This window comes from Streptomyces sp. NPDC015242, from assembly GCF_043079125.1.
Taxonomy (GTDB): Bacteria; Actinomycetota; Actinomycetes; order Streptomycetales; family Streptomycetaceae; genus Streptomyces.
The window spans coordinates 1,233,681-1,256,215 of record NZ_JBIBUF010000001.1 but is presented as its reverse complement, the minus strand read 5'-3'; the positions used below and the strand labels follow the sequence as shown (position 1 = coordinate 1,256,215).

The window sequence follows — 22,535 nt, the reverse complement described above, 5'->3', positions numbered from 1 at the left end:
CGGTGGGGCACGGTGCCTCGGGCGGCGCAGCCTCAGGAGGAGGTGTCGCCGAGGGCCAGCTGGACGAGGGCGTCGACGTCCATGGTGCCGATGCCGTTGGCGTCGGCATCGGTAGCGCCGGCGTCGGCGTCGGCGGTCCGGAGCTGTGTGCCCGACGCTCGGTTCTCGCTCTCCGCCAGCGCGAGCACGGTCGGCAGCAGGCCGCTCTCCTGCCATGTGGCGTAGGGGATGGCGGCAAGGGCGTCGCGGAGACGGGTCTCGTCCCGCCCGGTCGCCGCGGGAAGCGGGCTGGAGCCCGACCGTTCCGCGAAGAGCTCGTCGTGGAGGTGATCGGCGAGGTGCCGCGGGGTGGGGTGATCGAAGACGAGGGACGGAGGCAGCCGCAGGCCGGTTTCGGCGCTCAGTCCGTTACGCAGGTCGACGGCGGTGAGGGAGTCGAATCCGACGTCCTTGAAGGGCCGGTCGACATGCACCACGCGATCGGCGGACCGGCCGAGCACCGCAGTCGCCCGCTCCTGGACGAGCTCGCGCAGGGCCCGGCGCCGTTCCTTCTCCGGCCGGTCGGCCAGGCGCCGCACCAGACGCTCGCGGGTGTCCTCGGCCGAGTCGGCCGTCGTGCTCGTCGCACTCCGCGTCATGCTCTCGGTCGTCGTCCCTGCGCTCCCGGCGGAGCCGCCGGTGCCGAGGGCGCGGACCGTACTCAGCAGGCGACTGGGCCGACGGCTCGTGAACGCGGGGACGAACCGCTCCCATGCCACATCGGCCACCACCACCGCGCCGTCACCCGCCTCCAACGCACGCCCCAGTCCCAGCAGTGCGTGCCGAGGCTCCATCACCTGCAACCCTCGGCGCTTCAGCTCCACCGCGCCCACGCTCGACACCATTCCCCCGCCCGACCACGGGCCCCACGCCACCGACAGTCCCGTCTCGCCACGGCCACGACGCGCTTCCACCACGGCGTCGGCGCACGCGTTCGCCGCCGCGTACACGCTCTGTCCGCCGCTCCCCCACACGCCCGCGATCGACGAGAAGACGACGAACGCCTCCAATCCCCATCCCCGCGTCAACTCGTCCAGGTACACCGCACCCGACGCCTTCGCCGACCACACGTCGGCCAGGTGAGCGTCGTCGACCTCGTCGATGGGCGTGGAGTCGGGCATGCCGGCGGCATGGAAGACGGCGTCGACGCGGTGTCGGGCCAGCAGCGCGGACACGGAACCGCGGTCGGCCATGTCGCACCGCTCGACGTGCACCCGTTCCGCTCCGGCGGCGCGTATCTCCTCCACGAGCCGGTCCGCGTCCGGGGAGTCGGGGCCGCGCCGGCCGGCGAGCACGATCTCGGACGCGCCGCGCTCGGCGAGCCAGCGCGCCACGTGCCCGCCGAGGGCACCGGTGCCGCCGGTGACGAGCACCCGCCCCGGTGACTTCCAGCCGGTCACGGCGGGCAGGGGGGCCGGATGCTCACGGAGGCGACGGGCGAACGTCCTGCCGGCCCGCAGGGCGAGCTGGTCCTCGTCCGAGCCGGCGAGTACTGCCGCGAGCAGGCCGGCCGTGTCCGCGTCGGGCGTGGACGGCAGGTCGACCAGTCCGCCCCAGCGATCGGGGTACTCCAGGGCGGCCACCCGCCCGAGTCCCCAGACGGCGGCCCGTTCCGGGTTCACAGCGCCGTCGGTGGAATGCCCGACGGACACGGCACCCGTGGTGACGCACCACAGGGGGCCGGCCGTGCCGGCGTCGCCGAGCGCCTGGACGGCGGTGAGGGCCCAGGACAGCGAGTCGGGCAGGACGACCACGCCGGCGAGGGAATCGCCGCGGGCCGCGGACACCAGATCGCGTGCCAGAGAAGCACGGCCGGTGCCCGTCGGGACGGCGAGGGTGCGGCAGCCGGGGAGTGCCTCGACGACGGTGTCGAGCCCGTCCGTTCCGTCGGCCGGGTGGAGCACCAGCCATCGGCCCGTTCCGCTGGGCGCCGAGGGCGGGGTGACCGCCTCCCATTCGACGCGGTATCGCCAGCCGTCCACCCGAGCGCGCAGGGCTCGCTCCCGCCGCCGAGCGGCGAGACCGGACACGATCTCCTCGACGACCTCCTCACCGATGCCGAGGGAGCGCGCCAGTTCGCGCGACTCCGCGGGAGCAACCGTCTCCCAGGTGTCGGCGTCTTCCACGCCCCCGGTGCCCTCGGCCGGCGTTGCCGTCCGAGCACGCTTTGTCTGCGGCCAGAACCGCTCGTGCCGGAAGGCGTAGGTCGGCAGTTCCACACCCTCCGTGGCCCGGGCGCCGATCACCGACGTCCAGTCGACCGCCATCCCCGTCGTGTGCCCGGCGGCCACGCACTCCAGCACGGTGTCCACCTCGTCACGGTGCTTGCGGAGGGTGGCAGCGAGGAGCGAACCGTGCGCGTCGGGCAGGCAGTTCTGGGCGAGTGCGGTGAGGGTGCTGTCCGGGCCGATCTCCAGGAAGCGCGTGACGCCTTCCGCCGCCAGAGCGGCCACACCGTCGGCGAACCGGACGGCTTCGCGGACGTGCCGGACCCAGTACTCGGCAGTGGTCAACTCCCCTTCGGCCGCGAGTTGTCCGGTGACGTTGGAGACGACCGGGAGGGACGGGGTGGTGTAGGTGATGCCTTCGGCGACCTGGCGGAACTCCGCCAGCATCGGTTCCATCAGGGGTGAGTGGAAGGCGTGGGAGACGCGCAGACGGGTCGTTCGGCGGCCGCGCCCGGCCAGCTCGGCGGCGACCTCGGACACATCCGCCTCGTCGCCCGCGATCACCACGGCGCGGGGGCCGTTGACCGCCGCCACCGACACCTCACGCCCGGCCAGCAGCGGCAGCACCTCCTCCTCGGCGGCCTCCACCGCCACCATCGCCCCACCCGACGGCAGAGCCTGCATCAACCGACCCCGCGCACTCACCAGCGTGCAGGCGTCCTCCAGGGACAGCACCCCGGCCACATGCGCAGCAGCGATCTCACCGATGGAGTGCCCGCCCACATAGTCCGGGCGCACGCCCCACGACTCCAGCAGCCGGAACAACGCCACCTCGACCGCGAACAACGCCGGCTGCGTCCACTCCGTACGCGCCAGGCGCTCCGCGTCGTCACCGAAGACGACGTCCTTCAGCTCTCCGCCGACGTGCGCGCACACCGCGTCGAAGGCATCCGCGAACACCGGAAACGCCTCGTACAGCTCACGCCCCATACCCGCGCGCTGCGCACCCTGACCCGAGAAGAGGAACGCCGTGCGGCCCTCGGCGACGGCTCCCACGGTGACCTGGGACGCGGTACGGCCTTCGGCGAGCGCGAGGAGTCCGGCCATGAGTTCCTCACGATCACGGCCTCGGATCACGGCGCGGTTCGTGAAGGACGTCCGCTGCGTCGCCAGCGCGGCGGCCACCGCGTCGAGGTCGACGTCCGGGCTGGTCCGGGCGTAAGCGTGCAGACGGACCGCCTGCGCACGGAGGGCGTCGCCCCCCTCGCCCGAGACGAGCCACGGGGTCATGGGCGGAGCGTCGAGTTCCGTCGACCGAGTGGTCGTCTCCCGCGGGGCCTGTTCGAGGATGACGTGGGCGTTGGTGCCGCTGAAGCCGAACGAGGAGATACCCGCCCTGCGGGGCCGGTCCACCGACGGCCACTCCAGCCGTTCCGTGACCAGTCGCACGGCGCCCGCCGACCAGTCCACCCGCGAGGACGGCTCGTCCACGTGCAGCGTCGCCGGCAGCACACCGCGCCGCAAAGCCTCCACCATCTTGATCACACCGGCCACACCAGCAGCCGCCTGCGTATGGCCCAGGTTCGACTTCACCGACCCCACATACAGCGGGACTTCACGGTCCTGCCCGTAGGTGGCCAGCAGCGCCTGCGCCTCGATCGGGTCACCCAACCGCGTACCCGTGCCGTGCGCCTCCACCGCGTCCACGTCCGCCGCCGACACCCCGGCATCCGCCAAGGCCGCGCGGATCACGCGCTGCTGCGACGGACCGTTCGGCGCCGTCAAACCGTTCGACGCACCGTCCTGGTTGACCGCCGAGCCGCGCACCACCGCCAGCACCCGATGACCGTTCGCCTGGGCATCGGACAGCCGCTCCACCAGCAGCACCCCGACGCCTTCACCCCAGCCCGTACCGTCCGCACCCTCCGCGAACGCCTTGCACCGGCCGTCACCCGCCAGACCACCCTGACGACTGAACTCCACGAAGGCGGCCGGGGTGGACATCACCGTGACTCCGGCGACCAGGGCCATCGAGCACTCACCTGAGGTGAGGGAGCGCGCCGCCATGTGCAGGGCGACGAGCGAGGAGGAGCAGGCGGTGTCGACGGTGACGGCCGGTCCTTCCAGGCCCAGGACATAGGCCAGACGTCCTGAGATGACACTGGCCGCGTTGCCCGTGCCGACGTACCCGCCGAAGTCACCCTCCGTCACACCCAACAAGGCCGGATAGTCCTGCCCGTTGGTACCCGTGAACACACCGACCTGCCGACCACGCAGCGACCTCGGATCGATCCCCGCCCGCTCCACCGCCTCCCACGACGACTCCAGCAACAACCTCTGCTGCGGATCCATCGCCAACGCCTCACGCGGCGAGATACCGAAGAACTCCGCGTCGAACCCGGCGACATCGTCCAGGAAACCGCCCAGGCGCACGTAGTCCGCGTCCGGACCGCCGGGGATGGGCACCTCGGACCAGCCGCGGTCGGTGGGGAACTCACCGATGGTGTCCTCGGCCCGGAGGAGTACGTCCCAGAGCTGTTCGGGGCTCTCCACTCCGCCCGGGAAGCGGCAGCTCATGCCCACGATGACAATCGGGTCGTCGGCCAGCGTGCCACTGGTGCCGTTCGGGTGCGCGGAGGCCGTGTGGACGTCCTGCTGTGCGGGCGGGGCGAGGGCGGTCAGCAGGTGGTCCGCGACCGCCCGCGGGGTGGGGCAGTCGAAGGCGAGTGTGGCCGGCAGGGGCAGGCCGGTCTCGCGGCTGAGGGTGTTGCGCAGTTCGAGGGAGGTCAGGGAGTCCAACCCCAGCTGGGTGAAGGGCTGGTCGAGTCCGACGGGTGTGCCCGGGGCGTGTCCCAGCACGAGGGACAGGGTGCTGCGCACGAGATCGGTCACCGCGTCGCGGCGCCTCGGCTCCGTCAGCCGCGCGAAGCCCTGAGCGGCAGGGGTCCCTTGCGCGGGTGCGACGGCCGTGCGCAGGGCCGGGCGGCCCGTCAGGGAACGCAGCAGCGGCGGGAGCCGGTCGGCGGTGCGGCGCAGGGCGGACCGGTCCAGGCGCAGCGGGACGGGGGTGCCGCCGGTGTGGGCCAGGGCGCGGTCGAAGAGGGCCAGGGCGTCGTCGGTGGGCAGCGCGGTGATGCCGTGGCGGGCGGCCCTGTGGTGGGTGGCGCCGGTCAGCTCCCGGGTCATGGCGCTGTCGGCTTCCCAGAGTCCCCATGCGATGGACAGCGCGGGGCGGCCCTCGGCGCGCAGGGCGGAGGCGAGGGCGTCGAGGAAGCTGTTCGCGGCCACGTAGTTGCCCTGGCCGGGGCCCGCGAGGGTGGCAGCGGCAGAGGAGAACATCAGGAACGCCGACAGCTCGTGATCCTTGGTGAGGTCGCGCAGGTGGCACGCGGCATCGACCTTGGGGCGCAGCACGGTGGAGAGCCGGGCCGGGGTGAGGGACGTGATGACTCCGTCGTCGAGCACGCCGGCGGCGTGCACCACGGCACCGAGGGGGTGGTCGTCGGGGATCGCGCGGATGACGGCGGCGAGGGCGTCACGGTCGGCTGCGTCACAGCTCACCACGGTGGTACGGGCGCCGTGGGTGGCCAGCTCGGCGACCAGTTCGGTCGTTCCGGGGGCGTCCGTTCCACGGCGTGTCACGAGCAGGAGGTGCCTGACGCCGTGGCGGACGACGAGGTGGCGGGCCGTGGCCGCTCCGACGGTGCCGGTGCCGCCGGTGACCAGGACGGTCCGGTCCGGGTCGAAGGCCGCGACGGAGGTTCGCGCGGTCGTGCCCGTCCGGGTGGTGTCCGTCCCGGTGATGTCCGCTCGGGTGGTGTCCGTCCGGGTGGTGTCCGCTCGGGTGAGGGTGGGGGCGAGGAGGCGGCCGTCGCGGAGTGCGACGTCCTCGTGGTCGAGGCGGGCGGCGAGTGCGAGGTCGTCGCCCGAAGGGGTGCCGTCGGTGTCGAGGAGCAGGAAGCGGCCCGGGTTCTCGGACTGGGCCGACTTCACGAGTCCGCGGACCGCGGCGGCCGCCAGGTCGGTGACCGTGTCGTCGCCGGTCACGGCGACCGCGCGCCGGGTGACCAGGAGGAGCCGTGAGCGGGCCGCGCGGGGGTCGGTGAGCCAGCGCTGGAGCAGGGCCAGGGCGTGCGCGGTGGACGTGTGCGTGCCGGCCGCCGAGGCGGCGTCGGCTTCGGCGGAGTGCCAGGGGACGACGACCAGTTCGCCGTAGGGGGTGTCGGAGACGTCCGCGAGTATGTCGTCCGGGCCGGTGAGGAGGGTCGTCGAGGCGGGTTCCGGCAGCGCGGGGGGCCCGGCGGGGGTCCACGTGACGGTGTAGAGGTCTCCGGTGGGCTGCGGGGCGTCCGCCGGGAGGTCGTCCCGCTCGTGGGGCGTGACCGTGACCGCTCGCGCGCTCAGGACGGGGGCGCCCGCGCCGTCCAGCAGCCGGAGCGTGGCCGCGGTGCCGGAGTTCGGGGTGATGTGGACGCGGACCGAGGTGGCCGCGTGGGCGTGCAGGGTGAGGCCGGACCAGGTGAGCAGCCGGGGGGCGGGGTGTCCGAGCGCGGTGAGTGCGACGAGCGCGCCGTCCAGGAGGGTTGGGTGCACGGCGAACCGTGCGGCGTCCGCCTCCAGTCCCTCGGTCAGTGCGACGTCGGCGAAGATCTCGTCCGCCCGGCGCCACACGGCCTTGAGGGGGCGCGGTGCCCGGTTCGGCGCGTCGGGGAGGTCGAGGGCGCCGTACAGTTCCTCGGGGTCGACCGGGACCGCGCCGGATGGCGGCCAGGTTCCCTCCGTGAGGGCGGCGCTCGCGGCCGGTTCCCCGTCCTGGGCACGGGTCAGTGTGCCGTGGGCGTGACGCGTCCAGGGCCGCAGCTCGTCGGTCCGGTCGGCGTCGGGGTCGAAGGGCCGTGCGTAGAGGGCGAAGGTCCAGCGGTCCTCGCCGTCGCCCGCTTCGGTGACCGTCTGCACCTCGGTCTCACCGGTGGCCGGGAGCGGCAGCGGTACGTCGATGTGCAGTTCGGCGAGGTGGTGGGCGCCGAGCGCGCGTCCGGTGTGCAGGGCGAGGTCGGTGAGGACGGATCCGGGTACCGAGGTGCCGCCGCCGGTGGGGAGGCCGGCCAGCCACGGCTGGACCCGCCGGGAGAGGCGTCCGGTCGCCATGACGGTGGCCGAGTCGGCGAGATGGGTGCCGTGGGACAGCAGGGGGTGCTCGCCGCGGTGGCCGGTGTGGCCGACGACCGGATCGAGCCAGTAGCGGTGCCGCTCGAAGGCGTAGGTGGGCAGGTCGACGTGGGGCTGGGGGCCCGGGACGAGGGCGTTCCAGTCGACGGTGAGTCCCGTGGTGTGCAGGGACGAGAGGGCGGACACGGCCGTGTGCACCTCGTCGCGGTCCTTGCGGCACATGGGCACGAACAGTGGTCCCTGCTCGTCCGGCAGGCAGGTGCGGGCCAGTGCGGTGAGGGTGGCGTCCGGACCGATCTCCAGGAAGCGGGTGACCCCCTCCGCCGCGGCGGTGGTGACACCGTCCGCGAACCGCACCGGCTGCCGGACGTGCCGCACCCAGTACTCGGCGTCCAGCTCACCGGCCGCCGCCACCCGGCCGGTCACGGTGGAGACGACCGGGATCGCGGCGGGCCGGTACGTGAGGCGTTCGGTGACCGCGCGGAACCCGGCCAGCATTGGTTCCATCAGGGGCGAGTGGAACGCGTGCGACACCCGCAGGCGGGACGTACGCCGCCCCTGGACGCGCAGTTCGTCGGCGACCTCGGTCACGGCCGCCTCGGCACCCGCGATCACCACGGCACGGGGGCCGTTGACCGCCGCCACCGACACCTCCGCGGCGCGCCCCTCCAGCAGCGCGAGGACCTCCTCCTCGGCGGCCTCGACCGCCACCATGGCGCCGCCCGGAGGGAGTTGCTGCATCAGCCGTCCACGTGCCACCACCAGCGTGCAGGCGTCCTCCAGGGACAGCACGCCCGCCACGTGAGCGGCCGCAATCTCGCCGACGGAGTGGCCGGCCACGAAGTCCGGCCGCACACCCCACGATTCGGCCAGCCGGAACAGTGCCACCTCGACCGCGAACAGCGCCGGCTGCGTCCACTCCGTGCGCTCCAGCACGTCGCCGTCCGTGCCGAGGACGACGTCCTTCAGCTCCCCGCCGACGTGCGCGCACACCGCGTCGAAGGCCTCCGCGAACACCGGGAACGCCTCGTACAGTTCGCGCCCCATACCCGCGCGCTGCGCGCCCTGGCCCGAGAACAGGAAGGCGACCTTGCCGCCGCGGCGTGCGGTGCCGGTCACCGTGTTCGCCGGGGACCCGCCGGCGCCGAGAGCGCGCAGGCCGGCGAGGAGGGCGTCCCGGTCGGTGCCGAGGACGACGGCGCGGTGTTCGAAGAAGGTGCGTCGGGTGGCCAGGGTGTGGGCGACGGCCCGGTCGTCCGTGCCGGGGTGCGCCTCGATGTGGTCCAGGAGGGCGCGGGCCTGCCCCTGGAGGGACGCGGGGGTGCGCGCGCTGAGGATCCAGGGCAGTACCGGCGACGTGCGGGCGGGCGGCCGGGCCGTGTCCGGGGCGTCGCCCGGGGTGGCGGCCGGGGCCTCCTCCAGGATCACGTGGGCGTTGGTGCCGGAGACGCCGAACGCGGACACGCCCGTACGGCGCGGGCGTTCGGTGCGCGGCCAGGCGACGGGTTCGGTGAGCAGCCGTACGTCGCCCTCGGTCCAGTCGACCTTGGTGGTGGGGGCGTCGACGTGCAGGGTGCGCGGCAGGCGCTCGTGGCGCAGGGCCTGGACCATCTTGATGACGCCGCCGACCCCGGCCGCGGCCTGGGTGTGGCCGATGTTCGACTTGAGGGAGCCCAGCCACAGGGGCCGCCCGTCGGGCCGTTCCTGGCCGTAGGTGGCGAGCAGGGCCTGCGCCTCGATGGGGTCGCCCAGGGTGGTGCCGGTGCCGTGCGCCTCGACGGCGTCGACGTCGGCCGGGGACAGCCCGGCGGAGGCCAGTGCGGCGCGGATGACGCGCTGCTGTGCGGGGCCGTTGGGGGCGGTGAGGCCGCTGCTCGCTCCGTCCTGGTTGACGGCGGAGCCGCGGATGACGGCGAGGACCTGGTGGCCGTTGCGGTGTGCGTCGGAGAGCCGTTCGAGCAGGACCAGGCCCGCGCCCTCGCCCCAGCCGGTGCCGTCGGTCGACTCGGCGAAGGACTTGCAGCGTCCGTCGGGCGAGAGTCCGCGCTGCCGGCTGAACTCCAGGAAGGTGACGGGGGTGGACATCACGGCGACGCCGCCGGCCACGGCGAGGTCGCATTCCCCGGCGCGCAGTGCCTGGACGGCCAGGTGCAGGGCGACCAGCGAGGAGGAGCAGGCGGTGTCGACGGTCAGGGCCGGGCCCTCGAAACCGAAGGTGTAGGAGATGCGGCCGGAGGCGATGCTGGCCGCGCTGCCGTTGCCGAGGTGGCCCTCGACCCCGGGGGGCGGCTCGGGGAAGCGGGTGGCGTAGTCGTTGTACATGACCCCCGCGAACACCCCGGTGGCGCTGCCGCGCAGGTCGGAGGGGCGCAGGCCGGCGCGTTCGAGGGCTTCCCAGGTCAGTTCGAGCAGCAGCCGCTGCTGCGGGTCGGTGGCGAGTGCCTCGCGGGGTGACATGCCGAAGAAGGCGGGGTCGAAGTCGGCGGCGTCGTGCAGGAATCCCCCTTCCCGGGTGTAGCAGGTCCCCGGGTGGGCGGGGTCGGGGTGGTAGAGGGCGTCCAGGTCCCAGCCCCGGTCCTCGGGGAAGCCGGAGACGCCGTCCGTGCCGGTGTCGACGAGGCGCCACAGGTCCTCGGGGGTGCGGACGCCGCCGGGGTAGCGGCAGCTCATGGAGACGACGGCGATGGGTTCCGTTGCCCTGGCCTCGACCTGGCGCAGCCGTGCGCGGGTGCGCTGGAGGTCGGTGGAGACGCGGGTCAGGAAGTCGCGAAGCTTGTCCTCGCTCACGGATCGGTCTCCCTTCGGCGGCGGGCGCGGAGGCTCGCCGGTGGGGCACGGGCCATCGTGTCGGCCCCGGCACCTGGGTGCCGGGGCCGGGCGAGGGCGGGTCCGGCGGCCGGTGCCCTCGCTGCGGGCGGCCGTGGCGCTCCCGGTGCCGGGCCGTCCTCCAGGGCGATTATGGGGACGGCCGTCGACGGTTCCGGAGGTTCGGCCGGGGGCTCTAAGAGAACTTCTAGCGTTGCCGGGCCGTTTCCCGGGCGCGCGCGTGCCGTTCGGGTCCGGCGGCCGCCCCTGCCCCGAGCCGCCCGGACCCCCGAGCCGCCCAAGCGCCGAGCCACCCAAGCCCTGTGCCGCCCAAGCCCTGTGCGGCGGGGCGTGCGGCGGGGGTGCCGCTCACAGGCGGGCGGTCATCTCCAGCGCTGCGTCCCGCAGCGCCGGCAGCAGGCCCAGTCGCGCGGAGCGGTCCAGCAGGGTGCGGACCGCGTGCAAGCCGTCCTGGCCGAGGTCGGCGGTGAACTCGTTGACGTAGAGGCCGATGTGCCGGTCGACGACGTCCGGTTCCATCTCCTGGGCGTGCCGCAGTACGTAGGCGCGGGAGGCGGCAGGGGTGCGGCGGGCGGCGCGCAGCGAGGCCCGTACGGTGTCGGCGATCCGGTGGAGCAGGGGCTCGCCGAGGGAGCGGCGGGCGACGATGGCGCCGAGGGGAATGGGCAGGCCCGTCAGCTTCTCCCATTCCTCGCCCATGTCGGCGACGCGGTGCAGACCGTGGCGTTCGTAGGTGAAGCGGGCCTCGTGGATGACCAGACCGGCGTCGACGCGGCCGTCGCGGACGGCCGGCATGATCTCGTGGAACGGCAGGACGGTGATGTCGCCGACGCCGCCCGGTACGGCTTCGGCGGCCCACAGCCTGAACAGCAGGTAGGCGGTGGAGCTCGTGCTGGGGACGGCGATCCGGGCCCCGGCCAGCGCGGCGGGCCCGGCGGGTCGGGCGGACAGCACCAGGGGGCCGCACCCGTAGCCGAGGGCGCCGCCGCACGGCAGCAGGGCGTAGTCGTCCAAGACGTGGGGCAGTGCCCCGTAGGAGATCTTCAGCACGTCCAGTTCACCGCGTGCGGCCATCCCGTTGGTGACGTCGATGTCGGCGAAGGTGAGCCGCACCTCGGGGGCTTCCGGGAGCAGCCCCTCGGTCCAGGCGTGGAAGACGAACGTGTCGTTGGGGCACGGCGAGTGCGCCAGGGTCAGCGGTGACGTCATGGGCGGTGGCTCCCTCGGTCTGCGGTCCGGCGGTCGGCCCGGAACGTGCCGTACGGCCGGGGACGTGCCGGGCGGCCGGGGACGTGCCGGGCGGCCAAGGAGATGCCGGGCGGCCAGGGACGTGCCGGGCGGCACGGGGCCGTCGTCCTCAGCAAAGCCGTTGCGGGTATGGGGTTTTCCCCAGACTGCCGTCCGCGAGGATGGGAGCGCCCCACCCGGAGCGGTGTCGATGCCCCCGTCGTCCGGTCGTGGCCCGTGGCACCCGGATCGTTGGCCGGCTCCGCGGGCTCCCGCCGGACGGCCCCGACGCGGCCGCCCGGATGGTGCGGCTCGGTCCGTCCCGCCCGCCCGTCCCTGGGCGGGACGGCCGGTCCACGGTCCGCGGGAGATCGTTCCGTTCCGGGGGGCCGACGAGCCACGTGCTGCGCGTGCTCGGACCCACTACGTGTGCCACGAGGCACTGACCGAGGAGGTTCCCGGCCATGGACGCTGGGCTCAAGCGCGAGCTGGAGGAGAAGGTCCACTCCGGTGAGCGGCTGTCCCGCGAGGACGGCATCGCGTTGTACGAGTCGGACGACCTGGCCTGGCTGGGCGGTCTGGCGCACGAGGTGCGCACCCGCAAGAACGGTGACGTCGTGCACTTCAACGTCAACCGTCACCTCAACATGACCAACGTGTGCACGGCCTCCTGCGCGTACTGCTCCTTCCAGCGCAAGCCGGGCGAGGCTGACGCGTACACGATGCGCATCGAGGAGGCCGTCCGGCTGGCGAAGGCGATGGAGAACGAGCACCTCTCCGAGCTGCACATCGTCAACGGCCTGCATCCGAACCTGCCGTGGCGCTACTACCCGCGCTCCCTGCGCGAGCTGAAGAAGGCGCTGCCCAACGTGGGGCTGAAGGCCTTCACGGCCACGGAGATCCACCACTTCGAGACGATCTCGGGCCTGTCCGCCTCCGAGATCCTGGACGAGCTGATCGACGCGGGTCTGGAGTCGCTGACCGGCGGCGGCGCGGAGATCTTCGACTGGGAGGTCCGGCAGCACATCGTCGACCACCGCACCCACTGGGAGGACTGGTCCCGGATCCACCGGCTGGCGCACGAGAAGGGGCTGAAGACCCCGTGCACCATGCTGTACGGGCACATCGAGGAGCCCCGCCACCGCGTGGACCACGTGCTGCGGCTGCGCGAGCTCCAGGACGAGACCGGCGGCTTCCAGGTCTTCATCCCGCTGCGCTACCAGCACGACTTCGTCGACATGAAGGACGGCAAGGTCCGCAACCGGCTCCAGGCCCGCACCCGGATGGCGACCGGGGCGGAGGCGCTGAAGACCTTCGCGGTGTCGCGGCTGCTGTTCGACAACGTCCCCCACGTCAAGGTCTTCTGGGTGATGCACGGCCTGCAGACCGCGCAACTGGCCCTCCAGCACGGCGCGGACGACATGGACGGGTCGGTCGTCGAGTACAAGATCACCCACGACGCCGACAACTACGGCACCCCGAACAAGCTGACGCGTGAGGACCTCCTCGACCTGATCCGCGACGCCGGGTTCCGGCCGGTGGAGCGCAACACCCGCTACGAGATCATCCGCGAGTACGACGGCCCCGACCCGGCGCGCCGCGAGTCCCCGCAGCCGATGCGGGTGTGAACCGGCGGACGGCACCGTGACTTCCTCTCCCCCGCGCCCGCAAACCCACGACGACTTCGCCAGGCAGGTGTGAATGTCCCCCCAGACGACGAACAACGAGGACCTGGAAGTCTGGATCGACCAGGACCTGTGCACCGGTGACGGCATCTGCGCCCAGTACGCGCCCGAGGTGTTCGAGCTGGACATCGACGGACTCGCCTACGTGAAGAGCGAGCAGGACGAACTGCTGCAGGAGCCCGGCGCGACGACGAGGATCCCGCTGGAGGTGCTCTCCGACGTGGTCGACTCGGCCAAGGAGTGCCCCGGCGAGTGCATCCACGTCCGCCGCGTCGCCGACGGTGTCGAGATCCACGGACCCGACGCCGTGGACGCCTGACTCCCCCACCCCCACCGGGCGGGACCGCCGGACCGGCCCCTGTGCGGGCCGGCGGGCCCCGCCGCCTCCTGACCGCATCCCGCGCTCCACGCACTGAACCCCTGCCCTGCGGAGCGGGCACGTCGACACCCGGGAAGGACACCCCACGTCCCATGAGCACCACCCTCTCCGCCGACCTGTGGATCCGCAGGTTCCGGCCCTCCCCCGACGCGGCCGGCCGTCTGGTGTGCTTTCCGCACGCCGGCGGGTCGGCCAGTTTCTACGTGCCCGTCGCCGACGCGCTGAGCCCCGGGGTCGACGTCCTCGCGATCCAGTACCCCGGACGCCAGGACCGCCGGAACGAGCCGGGGCCCGCCTCCGTCGCAGAACTGGCGGACGGGGTGGCGGCGGCGCTGGCCGGCTGGGACGACCGTCCGCTGACCTTCTTCGGGCACAGCATGGGAGCTCTGGTCGCCTTCGAGACGGCCCGGCGCATGGAACGGACCGGGGCCGGGCCGGTCCGGCTGTTCGCGTCGGGCCGCCGCGCCCCCTCCAGGACCCGCGACGAGTACGTGCACACGCTCGACGACGACGGTGTGGTCGCCGAACTGCGCGCCCTGGCCGGCACGGACGCCAAGGTCCTCCAGGACGAGGAACTGCTGCGCATGGTGCTGCCCGCCATCCGCAGCGACTACCGGGCCGTGGAGACCTACCGCTGCGAGCCCGGCGCCCGGCTGCGCTGCCCCGTCACCGTGCTGACCGGGGACGCGGACCCGCGCACCTCGCTGGAGGAGGCCCGCGCGTGGAGCGGGCACACCGAGGGCGACTGCGACGTGCGCGTCTTCTCCGGCGGGCACTTCTTCCTGTCGGAGCGGCCGGGCGAGGTGCTGGCCGTGCTGACCGAGCACTTCGCCGCCGGCCGCACCACCGGACCGGCGGCCTGACCTTCCGCGGCCGGCTCCCTCCGCCGCCCGTCACCCTCGACCCGTTCCCGGAGTTGTGCACCATGACCGAGCAACTCGCCCCCGAGGCACCGGCGCCGGTGCCGATCCCGGTGCGCCGGCGCCGGCCCCGGGTGGGGCACATCCAGTTCCTCAACTGCCTGCCGCTGTTCTGGGGGCTGGCCCGCACCGGCACCCTCCTCGACATGGAGCTGCGCACCGACACCCCGGACGGCCTCAACGACGCGCTGGCCGCGGGCGACCTCGACATCGGGCCGATCAGCCTGCTGGAGTTCCTGCGGCACGCGGACGACCTGGTGGCCCTGCCTGACATCGCGGTCGGCAGCGACGGCGACGTGATGTCCTGCCTGATCGTCAGCCAGGTGCCGCTGGAGGACCTCGACGGCCAGCGTGTCGCGCTGGGCTCGACCAGCCGCACCTCCGTGCGCCTGGCGCAGCTGCTGCTGGCCGAGCGCGTCGGGGTGCGTCCCGACTACTACGTCTGCCCGCCCGACCTGCGCACCATGATGTCCGAGGCGAAGGCCGCCGTGGTCATCGGTGACGCGGCGCTGCGCGCGGCCCTGCACGAGGCACCGAGAATGGGGCTGCGCGTGCACGACCTGGGCCGGATGTGGAAGGACTGGACGGGTCTGCCCTTCGTCTTCGCCGTCTTCGCGGCGCGCCGCGACTTCCTGGAGCGGGAGCCGGAGCTGGTGCACCGGGTCCACGCCGACCTGCTCGCCTCGCGCGACCTGTCGCTGGCCGAGGTGTCCAAGGTGTGCGAACAGGCCGCCCAATGGGAGGAGTTCGACGCCGCGACGCTGGAGCGCTACTACACCACGGCTCTCGACTTCAGCCTCGGCCGGGCCCAGCTCGCCGGCATCTCCGCGTTCGCCCGGCGGGTCGGCGGAGACGACGCGGGCTTCCCGCCCGACGTCGTGGTCCGCCTGCTCGAACCCGCTGCTTCCTGATCACTTCCCCGACCACGCCACCGGAAAGGCCGGCACCGTGCCCCGACCTCCGCACCATCCCCTCCAGTCCGTCCTCGACCGTGCTGCCGCCGGTGGGCGGATCACCCCCGAAGAGGCCCTCGACCTCTACCGCGACGCCCCGCTGCACGCGCTGGGCGCCGCCGCCGACGCCGTGCGCCGCCGCCGGTACGCCGGCACCGAGCACATCGCGACGTACATCATCGAGCGCAACATCAACTACACGAACGTCTGCGTGACGGCCTGCCGGTTCTGCGCCTTCTACGCCGCGCCGAAGGACACCGCCAAGGGCTGGACCCGCGACCTCGACGACATCCTGCGCCGCTGCGCCGAGACGGTCGAGCTGGGCGGCACCCAGATCATGTTCCAGGGCGGGCACCACCCGGACTACGGCGTCGAGTACTACGAGAAGCACTTCAAGGCCATCAAGGAGGCCTTCCCGCAGCTGGTCATCCACTCGCTGGGCGCGTCCGAGGTCGAGCACATGGCCCGGATCTCGGGTGTGGGCGTCGAGGAGGCGATCACCCGGATCCACGCGGCCGGGCTCGACTCCTTCGCCGGCGCCGGCGCCGAGCTGCTGCCGGAGCGGCCGCGCAAGGCGATCGCCCCGCTGAAGGAGTCCGGCGAGCGCTGGCTGGAGATCATGGAGATCGCGCACAACCTGGGCGTGGAGTCCACCTCCACGATGCTCATGGGCACCGGCGAGACCAACGCCGAGCGCATCGAGCACCTGCGTATGATCCGCGACGTGCAGGACCGCACGGGCGGCTTCCGCGCCTTCATCCCTTACACCTACCAGCCCGAGAACAACCACCTGAAGGGCCGCACGCAGGCCACCCTGTTCGAGTACCTGCGGATGATCGCCGTCGCCCGCCTGTTCCTCGACAACGTGCCGCACATCCAGGGCTCGTGGCTCACCACGGGCAAGGAGGTCGGCCAGCTCTCGCTGCACTACGGCGCCGACGATCTCGGCTCGGTCATGCTCGAGGAGAACGTCGTCTCGTCCGCCGGTGCCAGGCACCGCTCCAACCTGATGGAGCTGATCAACCTGATCCGCGCCGCGGGACGGGTACCGGCGCAGCGCTCCACGACCTACGAGCACCTCGTCGTGCACGACGACCCGGCGAACGACCCCGTCGACGAGCGCATCGTCTCGCACGTGTCCTCCACGGCCATCGAGGGCGGCACCGCCCACCCGGAACTGAAGCTGATCGCCGCCACCTGACGACCGGGCTCCCCCACCCCCCACCCCTGCGCACAAGGACGGAGAAGCCCATGGCGGGCGCCATTCACGCCACGGGTCTGGTGAAGACCTTCGGCGATGTCCGGGCCGTCGACGGAGTCGACCTGGACGTACCGGAAGGCAGCGTGCTGGGGCTCCTGGGCCCCAACGGAGCGGGCAAGACCACCATCGTGCGTCTGCTCACCACGCTGCTGCGCCCCGACGCGGGCACCGCGACCGTGGCCGGTCACGACGTGGTCCGCGACCCGGACTCGGTGCGGCTCGCGATCGGCCTGTCGGGCCAGTTCGCCGCCGTCGACGACCGGCTCACCGGCCGCGAGAACCTCCGCATGATCGGCGAGCTGTACGGGCTGCGCTCCCGCCCGGCCCGGCGGCGCGCCGACGAACTGCTCGACCGGTTCGACCTGGCCGGCGCCGCCGACCGGGTGTCGAGCACCTACTCCGGCGGCATGCGGCGCCGCCTGGACCTGGCGTGCGCGCTGGTGGTGCGGCCCTCGGTGATGTTCCTCGACGAGCCGTCGGTCGGTCTCGACCCGACGAGCCGGCTGCTGTTGTGGGACGCCATCGAGGACCTGGTGCGGCAGGGCACCACGCTGCTGCTGACCACCCAGTACCTGGAGGAGGCCGACCGGCTCGCCCAGGACCTCGCGGTGGTCGACCACGGGCGGATCATCGCCCGGGGAACCCCCCACGACCTCAAGGCCCAGGCCGGCGGCCGGCGCATCGAGCTGGTCGTGTCCTGGTCCGAGCAACTCGACGCCGCCGCAGGGCTGCTGGCCCGGCTCACCGGCCGCACCCCGGACGTCGACCGGCCCCGGGCCACGGTGTCCGCGCCGGCCGAGGGCGGGGTGCGGCTGCTGGCGGAGGTGGTCACCGCGCTGGACACCGAGGGCATCGAGATCACCGACATCGGGCTGCGCCGCCCCACCCTGGACGAGGTCTTCCTGGCCCTGACCGAGAACGTGTCGCCGGGCACCGGGCGGGCCTCGGTGGGCGTCGGCGCGCCGAGCGAGAAGGAGTGATGAACGTGTCGGCAGCGGCACCCGCCGTACCCGAACTGAAGCCCGGTACGGCCGCCAAGGCCGTACGCGACGTCCTGGTGGTGACCCGGCGCAACGTGCTGCGCATGGTGCGGATTCCCGAGGTGCTGATCCTCAGCCTGGTGCAGCCCGTGGTGTTCGTGCTGCTCTTCGCCTACCTGTTCGCCGGCTCCTTCGGACTGCCCGGCGCGGAGGGCCCGGCGGCCTACCGGGAGTACATGATGCCGGGGTTCTTCGCCCAGACCATCGCGTTCGCCACGGCCAGCAACAGCAGCGTCAGCATGGCCACCGACGTGCAGAGCGGCATGGTGGACCGGTTCCGGTCGCTGCCCATGGCGCGCGGCGCGCTGCTGACCGGGCGCACGGTCGCGGACCTGGTGCAGAACGTGATCGTCATCGCGGTGATGATCCTCTGCGCGCTGCTGGTCGGCTGGCGGATCCACCACGGTGTGCTCCGGGCGGTCGCGGCCTTCGCGCTGCTGCTGCTCATGGGGTACGCGCTGTCGTGGGTGGGCGTCGTCGTCGGACTGTCGGTGCGCGCCCCGGAGGCGGCGGCGACCAGCAACTTCCTGTGGCTGTTCCCGCTGACGTTCCTGTCCAACGCGTTCGTGGCGCCGTCCACGCTGCCGACGGTGCTGCGCTGGGCCGCCGAGTGGAATCCGCTGAGCGCGACGGTGCAGGCGGCCCGCGAGCTGTTCGGCAACCCGGGGCTGGCCGCCACCGGCTCGTGGCCCGCGCAGCATCCGGTGCTGGTCTCTCTGACCTGGTCGGTGGTCATCGCCGTGGTGTGCCGGACGCTGGCGGTACGCCGCTACCGTGCGGCCGGTGCCTGAGGGGGACGGCCTGATGACGGACGCCACGTTCCGGGCGGATCTGATCCGGCCGGTGCACGAACTGCTCGCCGGGCACGCGGCCCGGCAACCGGACCGCGTCGCCTTCAAGGACGGCCGCCGCTCGGTCACCTGGGCCGAGCTGGACCGGCGCACGGCCCGGGTCGCCGGACACCTGGTGGGCCTGGGGCTGGGCCGCGGCGAGTCGGCGGTGATCTACCTGCCGAACCGGGTGGAGACGGTGGAGAGCTATCTCGCCGTCACCCGCGCCGCGGGCGTGGGGGTGCCGCTGAACCCGCAGTCGACCGACGCCGAACTGGCCCACCTGCTGGCGGACTGCGCGGCCCGGGTGGTCATCACGGGTGCGGCGCAGCTGCCACAGGTGCGCCGGGTCCTCGCGGACCGGCCGGACGTCGTGGTGATCCTGGTCGGTGACGCCTCCGAGCCGGGGTTCGCCGAGGCCCGCGACGAGACGCTGCCGCAGTGGGAGGTCCTGGCGTCGACCTGGTCGCTGCGCGACCCGCCCCGCGACGACCTGGGCCTGGACGAGCCGGCCTGGATGCTGTACACCTCCGGCACGACCGGACGCCCCAAGGGTGTCGTCTCCACGCAGCGCGGCTCCCTGTGGGCGACGGCGGCGTGCAACGCCCCGCTGCTGGGGCTGTCGCCGCAGGACCGCCTCGTGTGGCCGATGCCCCTCTTCCACGCGGTGGCGCACAACATCTGCGTGCTCGGTGTGGTCGCCGTCGGCGCGAGCGCCCGCATCACCGACGCGCCGGCGGCCGAGGAGGTGCTGCTCCGGGCGCGGGAGGAGGACGCCACTTTCCTGGTGGGCGTGCCGACGCTGTTCCACCACATGGTGGAGCTGGCCCGCTCCGGTGCCGTGGAGGTGCCGCGGCTGCGGGTGTGCATGGTGGCGGGCTCCTCCTGCCCGCGGTCCCTGCACGAGGAGTTCCGGGCCGCCTTCGGCATCGGGCTGCTGGACAGCTACGGCTCCACCGAGACCGGCGGCGCCATCACGACCAACCTGCCCGGCGGGCCGTACGTGCCGGGTTCGTGCGGGGTGCCGCTGCCCGGGCTGACGCTGCGGCTGACCGATCCGCGCACCCGCGCGGAGGTCGAACCGGGCTCCGAGGGGGAGATCTGGGTCTCCAGCCCCGCCCTGATGCTGGGCTACCACCGGCAGCCGGAGGAGACCGCCGCCGTCCTGTCGGACGGCTGGTACCGCACCGGTGACCTGGCCCGGCAGGACGCCGACGGCTATGTGACGATCACGGGCCGGCTCAAGGAGCTCATCATCCGCGGCGGGGAGAACATCCACCCGCGCGAGGTGGAGCAGGCGCTGATCGCGGCCCCCGGGGTGGCCGACGCGGCCGTGGCGGGCGTCCCGCACGAGTCGCTCGGCGAGGTCCCCGCGGCCTACCTGGTGCCGGGCCCGGACGGGATCGACGTCGACGCCGTGCTGGCCGTGTGCCGGGAGCGGCTGTCGGCGTTCAAGCTGCCGGAGGAGATCCACGAGATCGCCGAGGTGCCGCGCAACCCGGCCGGCAAGGTCATCCGCAAGGAACTGGCCGGTGCGGCGGGCCGGTTGCTGTGGCGCCGGAACCGGCAGGCCACGGAGTCGGCCCGCCGGTACACCGGCGCCGCCGACCTGGGGCTGGACGACACCGGCCACCCGCTGCTGACCGCGTGCGTCGAGCTGCCCGACCGGCAGGAACTGGTGTACACGGGCCGTCTCACGGCCGCCGGGACCGACCCCTCGCTGCTGCGGCGGACCGGCGGCGGCACGGTCCTGGCCGGATCCGTGTTGCTGGAGCTGGTGCTGTACGCGGCGGGCCGGGCCGGCTGCGCGCGCGTGGTCGAGCTCTCGGCCGACGAGCCGCTGGTGGTGCCCCGCGAGGACGGGGTGCAGCTGCGGGTGACCGTGGGCGCGGCGGACGGCGCTGGTGTGCGGCGCGTGGAGGTGCACGGACGGCGGGACGCACACGGCGCCGCGGGCCGCCCGTGGGCCCGGCACGCCACGGGTGCGGTGGCGCCCGGCGCCCGGCCGGAGCCGGACGATCCGGTGGCCGTGTGGCCCCCGCAGGGCGCCCGTCGCGACAGCGCCGGTGACGCGGAGCCGGACGGCCGGGTGCCGGGCACGGTGTGGCGTCGGGGCGACGAGGTGTTCGTGGAGGTGTCGCTGCCGGACTGGACCACGGCACGGGACGGGTTCGAGGTGCACCCGGCGCTGCTGGAGGCGGCGTTCGCGGCCGCGGTCGGGAGATCCTCGGAACCGGAGACCGCGGTGTCCTGGCGCGAGGTGTCCCTGTACGCGGTGGACGCGTCGGTGCTGCGGGTGCGGCTGCGGGCCGCGGCGGACGGGACCTGGGCGGTGGACGCCTCGGACGGTGCCGGGGACCCGGTGCTGACGGCGCGCTCGGTGACGTTCGCGCCGCCGGCCCGCGCTGCCGTCCGGGCGGCGTCCGCGGCCCAGCAGGACGGCCTGTTCGAGGAGGTGTGGGACGTCTTCGACCTGCCCCGCACGCCGCCGCGGCAGGAACGCTGGACGGTCGTCGGCACGGACGCGCTGGGGGCCCGCTCGGGGCTGATGTCGGCCGGCCGCTACTGCGAGATCCAGCCCGGTCTGCCGGAGCTGCTGTCCGCGGTGGAGGGGGGCGCCCCGGTGCCGGACGTGGTGGTCGTGTCGCAGACCGGGGCGCCGGAGGGACTGTCGTCCGCCGACGCGGTGCGCGCGGCCGTCGACGAGGCACTGGGCTGGGTGCGGCACTGGGCCGGTCCCCGCTTCGCGCACAGCCGTCTGGTCGTGCTGACCCGGGGTGCCCTCGCCGCCCGGGAGGACGGCGTGCCGCCGGACCCGGCGGCCGCCGCGGTGTGGGGTCTGGTCGGCGCGGTCCAGGACCGGGCGCCGGGCCGGTTCACGCTGATCGAGACCGACGCCGCCAGACGCTCCTGGCGGCGGGTGGAGGCCGCGGTCGCCTCGGGCGAGCCTCGGCTCGCGCTGCGCGGGGGCGAGGTCCGCCGGCCGCGAGCGGCCCGGCTGCCGGTGGCGGTGCCCGAGGGACCCCCGGCCGGGCGGGTCGCGCTGTTCGCCGCGGACGAGGAGGCGGGTCCGGCGGCGTTCCTGCCGGCCGTGTGGCCCGGGCGCCGGCCGCTGCTGGCGGGCCCGTACGCGAAGCACGCGGCCGACCGGATGCCGGCGGCCACCGCGGTCGGCGATCCGGTGCCGTGGGACGGCGATCCGGTGCCGTGGGAGCCCGGCGACCCGGCCGGGTCCGTCCGGGCGCTGCTCGACACCGGTCCCGCGACCGTGGTGTTCGCCGCTTCCGTACGGGCCGAGCGGGACGCCGACGTGGACGCCGCGCTGCGCCCCGTCGTGGACCCGGCACTGGAGCTGGTCCGCTCGGCACCCGCCCACGCGGTGACGTCCGTGGTGTTCGTCACGCCCGGCCCGCGCGAGGCGGGGCCCGCGGACGCGGCGGTCGCGGCGGTGTTCGACGTCTGCGCCCGCCGGCTGCGGGAGGCGGGCGTGGCGGCCGTGTCGCTGCGCGGCCCGGCCGGACCGCCGGAGGAGGCCGCCGACCTGTTCGCCGCGGCCGTCGGCGCCGGACGGCCGGCGCTCACCGCCGAGCGGCCCGGGATACCGCGCCCGCGTGCCGCCGCGCCCCTCACGGCGAGCGCCGCGCTGCTGCGCGGCCTCGCACCGGGCACGGTGCGGCGGGCCGCGCGCGACGCGGTCGCCGACCCCGGCGGGCTGCGGCACCGCCTGGCCGCGCTCACGGGCGCCGAGCAGGAGGAGATCCTGCTGCGTCTGGTGCGCGGGCACTTCGCGGACGCGCTGGGCCGCGCGGGCGCCGGACAGGTGCCCGCCGACCAGGAGATCCGCGAGCTGGGCTTCGACTCGCTGACCGCGCTGACCGCGCGCAACGCACTGGAGTCGGCGACCGGGCTGTCGCTGCCGGCGTCGGTGGTCTTCGACTTCGCGACACCGGCGGGGCTGGCCCGTCATCTGCGGGAGGAACTGCTCGCCGGCTGAGGCGGGCCGACGCCGGGCGGCAGGGCACCGAGGGGGTGCGCTGC

Annotated in this window: 9 protein-coding genes and 1 pseudogene; 8 read left to right on the top strand and 2 right to left on the bottom strand. The window is 73.9% G+C overall.

From position 1 onward, the window contains the following. Positions 1–32: 32 nt before the first annotated feature. Positions 33–10,154 (bottom strand): annotated as a pseudogene (locus tag ACF07N_RS05135) (type I polyketide synthase); the annotation flags it as partial. Positions 10,155–10,550: 396 nt separating this feature from the next. Further along, positions 10,551–11,411, bottom strand: a complete 861-nt coding sequence (locus ACF07N_RS05130; protein WP_392108522.1) for a 1,4-dihydroxy-6-naphthoate synthase — start codon at positions 11,409–11,411, stop codon at positions 10,551–10,553. Positions 11,412–11,893: 482 nt separating this feature from the next. On the opposite strand from ACF07N_RS05130, the gene mqnE reads away from it, so the two are divergent. The 8 genes from mqnE to ACF07N_RS05090 all read left to right on the top strand — a co-directional run bounded on the left by mqnE (position 11,894) and on the right by ACF07N_RS05090 (position 22,491). Beyond that, the gene (gene mqnE / locus ACF07N_RS05125) at positions 11,894–13,057 is read left to right on the top strand and encodes an aminofutalosine synthase MqnE (RefSeq protein WP_351366600.1); all 1,164 of its coding nucleotides are present in this window, start codon (positions 11,894–11,896) and stop codon (positions 13,055–13,057) included. Positions 13,058–13,130: 73 nt separating this feature from the next. Further along, complete coding sequence (locus tag ACF07N_RS05120) at positions 13,131–13,433, top strand: ferredoxin (protein ID WP_351366603.1); 303 nt, start codon at positions 13,131–13,133, stop codon at positions 13,431–13,433. Between the two features lie 152 nt (positions 13,434–13,585). Beyond that, a complete protein-coding gene (locus tag ACF07N_RS05115) occupies positions 13,586–14,356 on the top strand; it encodes a thioesterase II family protein (RefSeq protein ID WP_392108519.1) in 771 nt (256 codons plus the stop codon). A gap of 62 nt (positions 14,357–14,418) precedes the next feature. Continuing rightward, positions 14,419–15,324 (top strand): menaquinone biosynthetic enzyme MqnA/MqnD family protein, encoded by a 906-nt coding sequence (locus ACF07N_RS05110; RefSeq protein ID WP_392108516.1) that lies wholly within the window; start codon positions 14,419–14,421, stop codon positions 15,322–15,324. A gap of 37 nt (positions 15,325–15,361) precedes the next feature. Next, complete coding sequence (gene mqnC / locus ACF07N_RS05105; protein ID WP_383394708.1) at positions 15,362–16,567, top strand: cyclic dehypoxanthinyl futalosine synthase; 1,206 nt, start codon at positions 15,362–15,364, stop codon at positions 16,565–16,567. 50 nt (positions 16,568–16,617) lie between these two features. Beyond that, entirely contained in the window at positions 16,618–17,607 is a 990-nt protein-coding gene (locus ACF07N_RS05100) for an ATP-binding cassette domain-containing protein (RefSeq protein ID WP_392108512.1), read from the top strand. Further along, on the top strand, positions 17,607–18,458 hold the full coding sequence (locus ACF07N_RS05095; RefSeq protein ID WP_392108509.1) for an ABC transporter permease: 852 nt from the start codon (positions 17,607–17,609) through the stop codon (positions 18,456–18,458). The genes ACF07N_RS05100 and ACF07N_RS05095 overlap by 1 nt, the downstream gene beginning before the upstream one ends. Next, the gene (locus ACF07N_RS05090) at positions 18,451–22,491 is read left to right on the top strand and encodes an AMP-binding protein (protein WP_392108506.1); all 4,041 of its coding nucleotides are present in this window, start codon (positions 18,451–18,453) and stop codon (positions 22,489–22,491) included. Before ACF07N_RS05095 ends, ACF07N_RS05090 begins: the two co-directional genes overlap by 8 nt. Positions 22,492–22,535: the final 44 nt, after the last annotated feature.

Bases quoted from the DNA above. Each gene is read 5' to 3' on its own strand.
- ACF07N_RS05130 (WP_392108522.1), bottom strand. From the start codon at position 11,411: ATGACGTCACCGCTGACCCTGGCGCACTCGCCGTGCCCCAACGACACG.
- mqnE (WP_351366600.1), top strand. From the start codon at position 11,894: ATGGACGCTGGGCTCAAGCGCGAGCTGGAGGAGAAGGTCCACTCCGGT.
- ACF07N_RS05120 (WP_351366603.1), top strand. From the start codon at position 13,131: ATGTCCCCCCAGACGACGAACAACGAGGACCTGGAAGTCTGGATCGAC.
- ACF07N_RS05115 (WP_392108519.1), top strand. From the start codon at position 13,586: ATGAGCACCACCCTCTCCGCCGACCTGTGGATCCGCAGGTTCCGGCCC.
- ACF07N_RS05110 (WP_392108516.1), top strand. From the start codon at position 14,419: ATGACCGAGCAACTCGCCCCCGAGGCACCGGCGCCGGTGCCGATCCCG.
- ACF07N_RS05100 (WP_392108512.1), top strand. From the start codon at position 16,618: ATGGCGGGCGCCATTCACGCCACGGGTCTGGTGAAGACCTTCGGCGAT.
- ACF07N_RS05095 (WP_392108509.1), top strand. From the start codon at position 17,607: ATGAACGTGTCGGCAGCGGCACCCGCCGTACCCGAACTGAAGCCCGGT.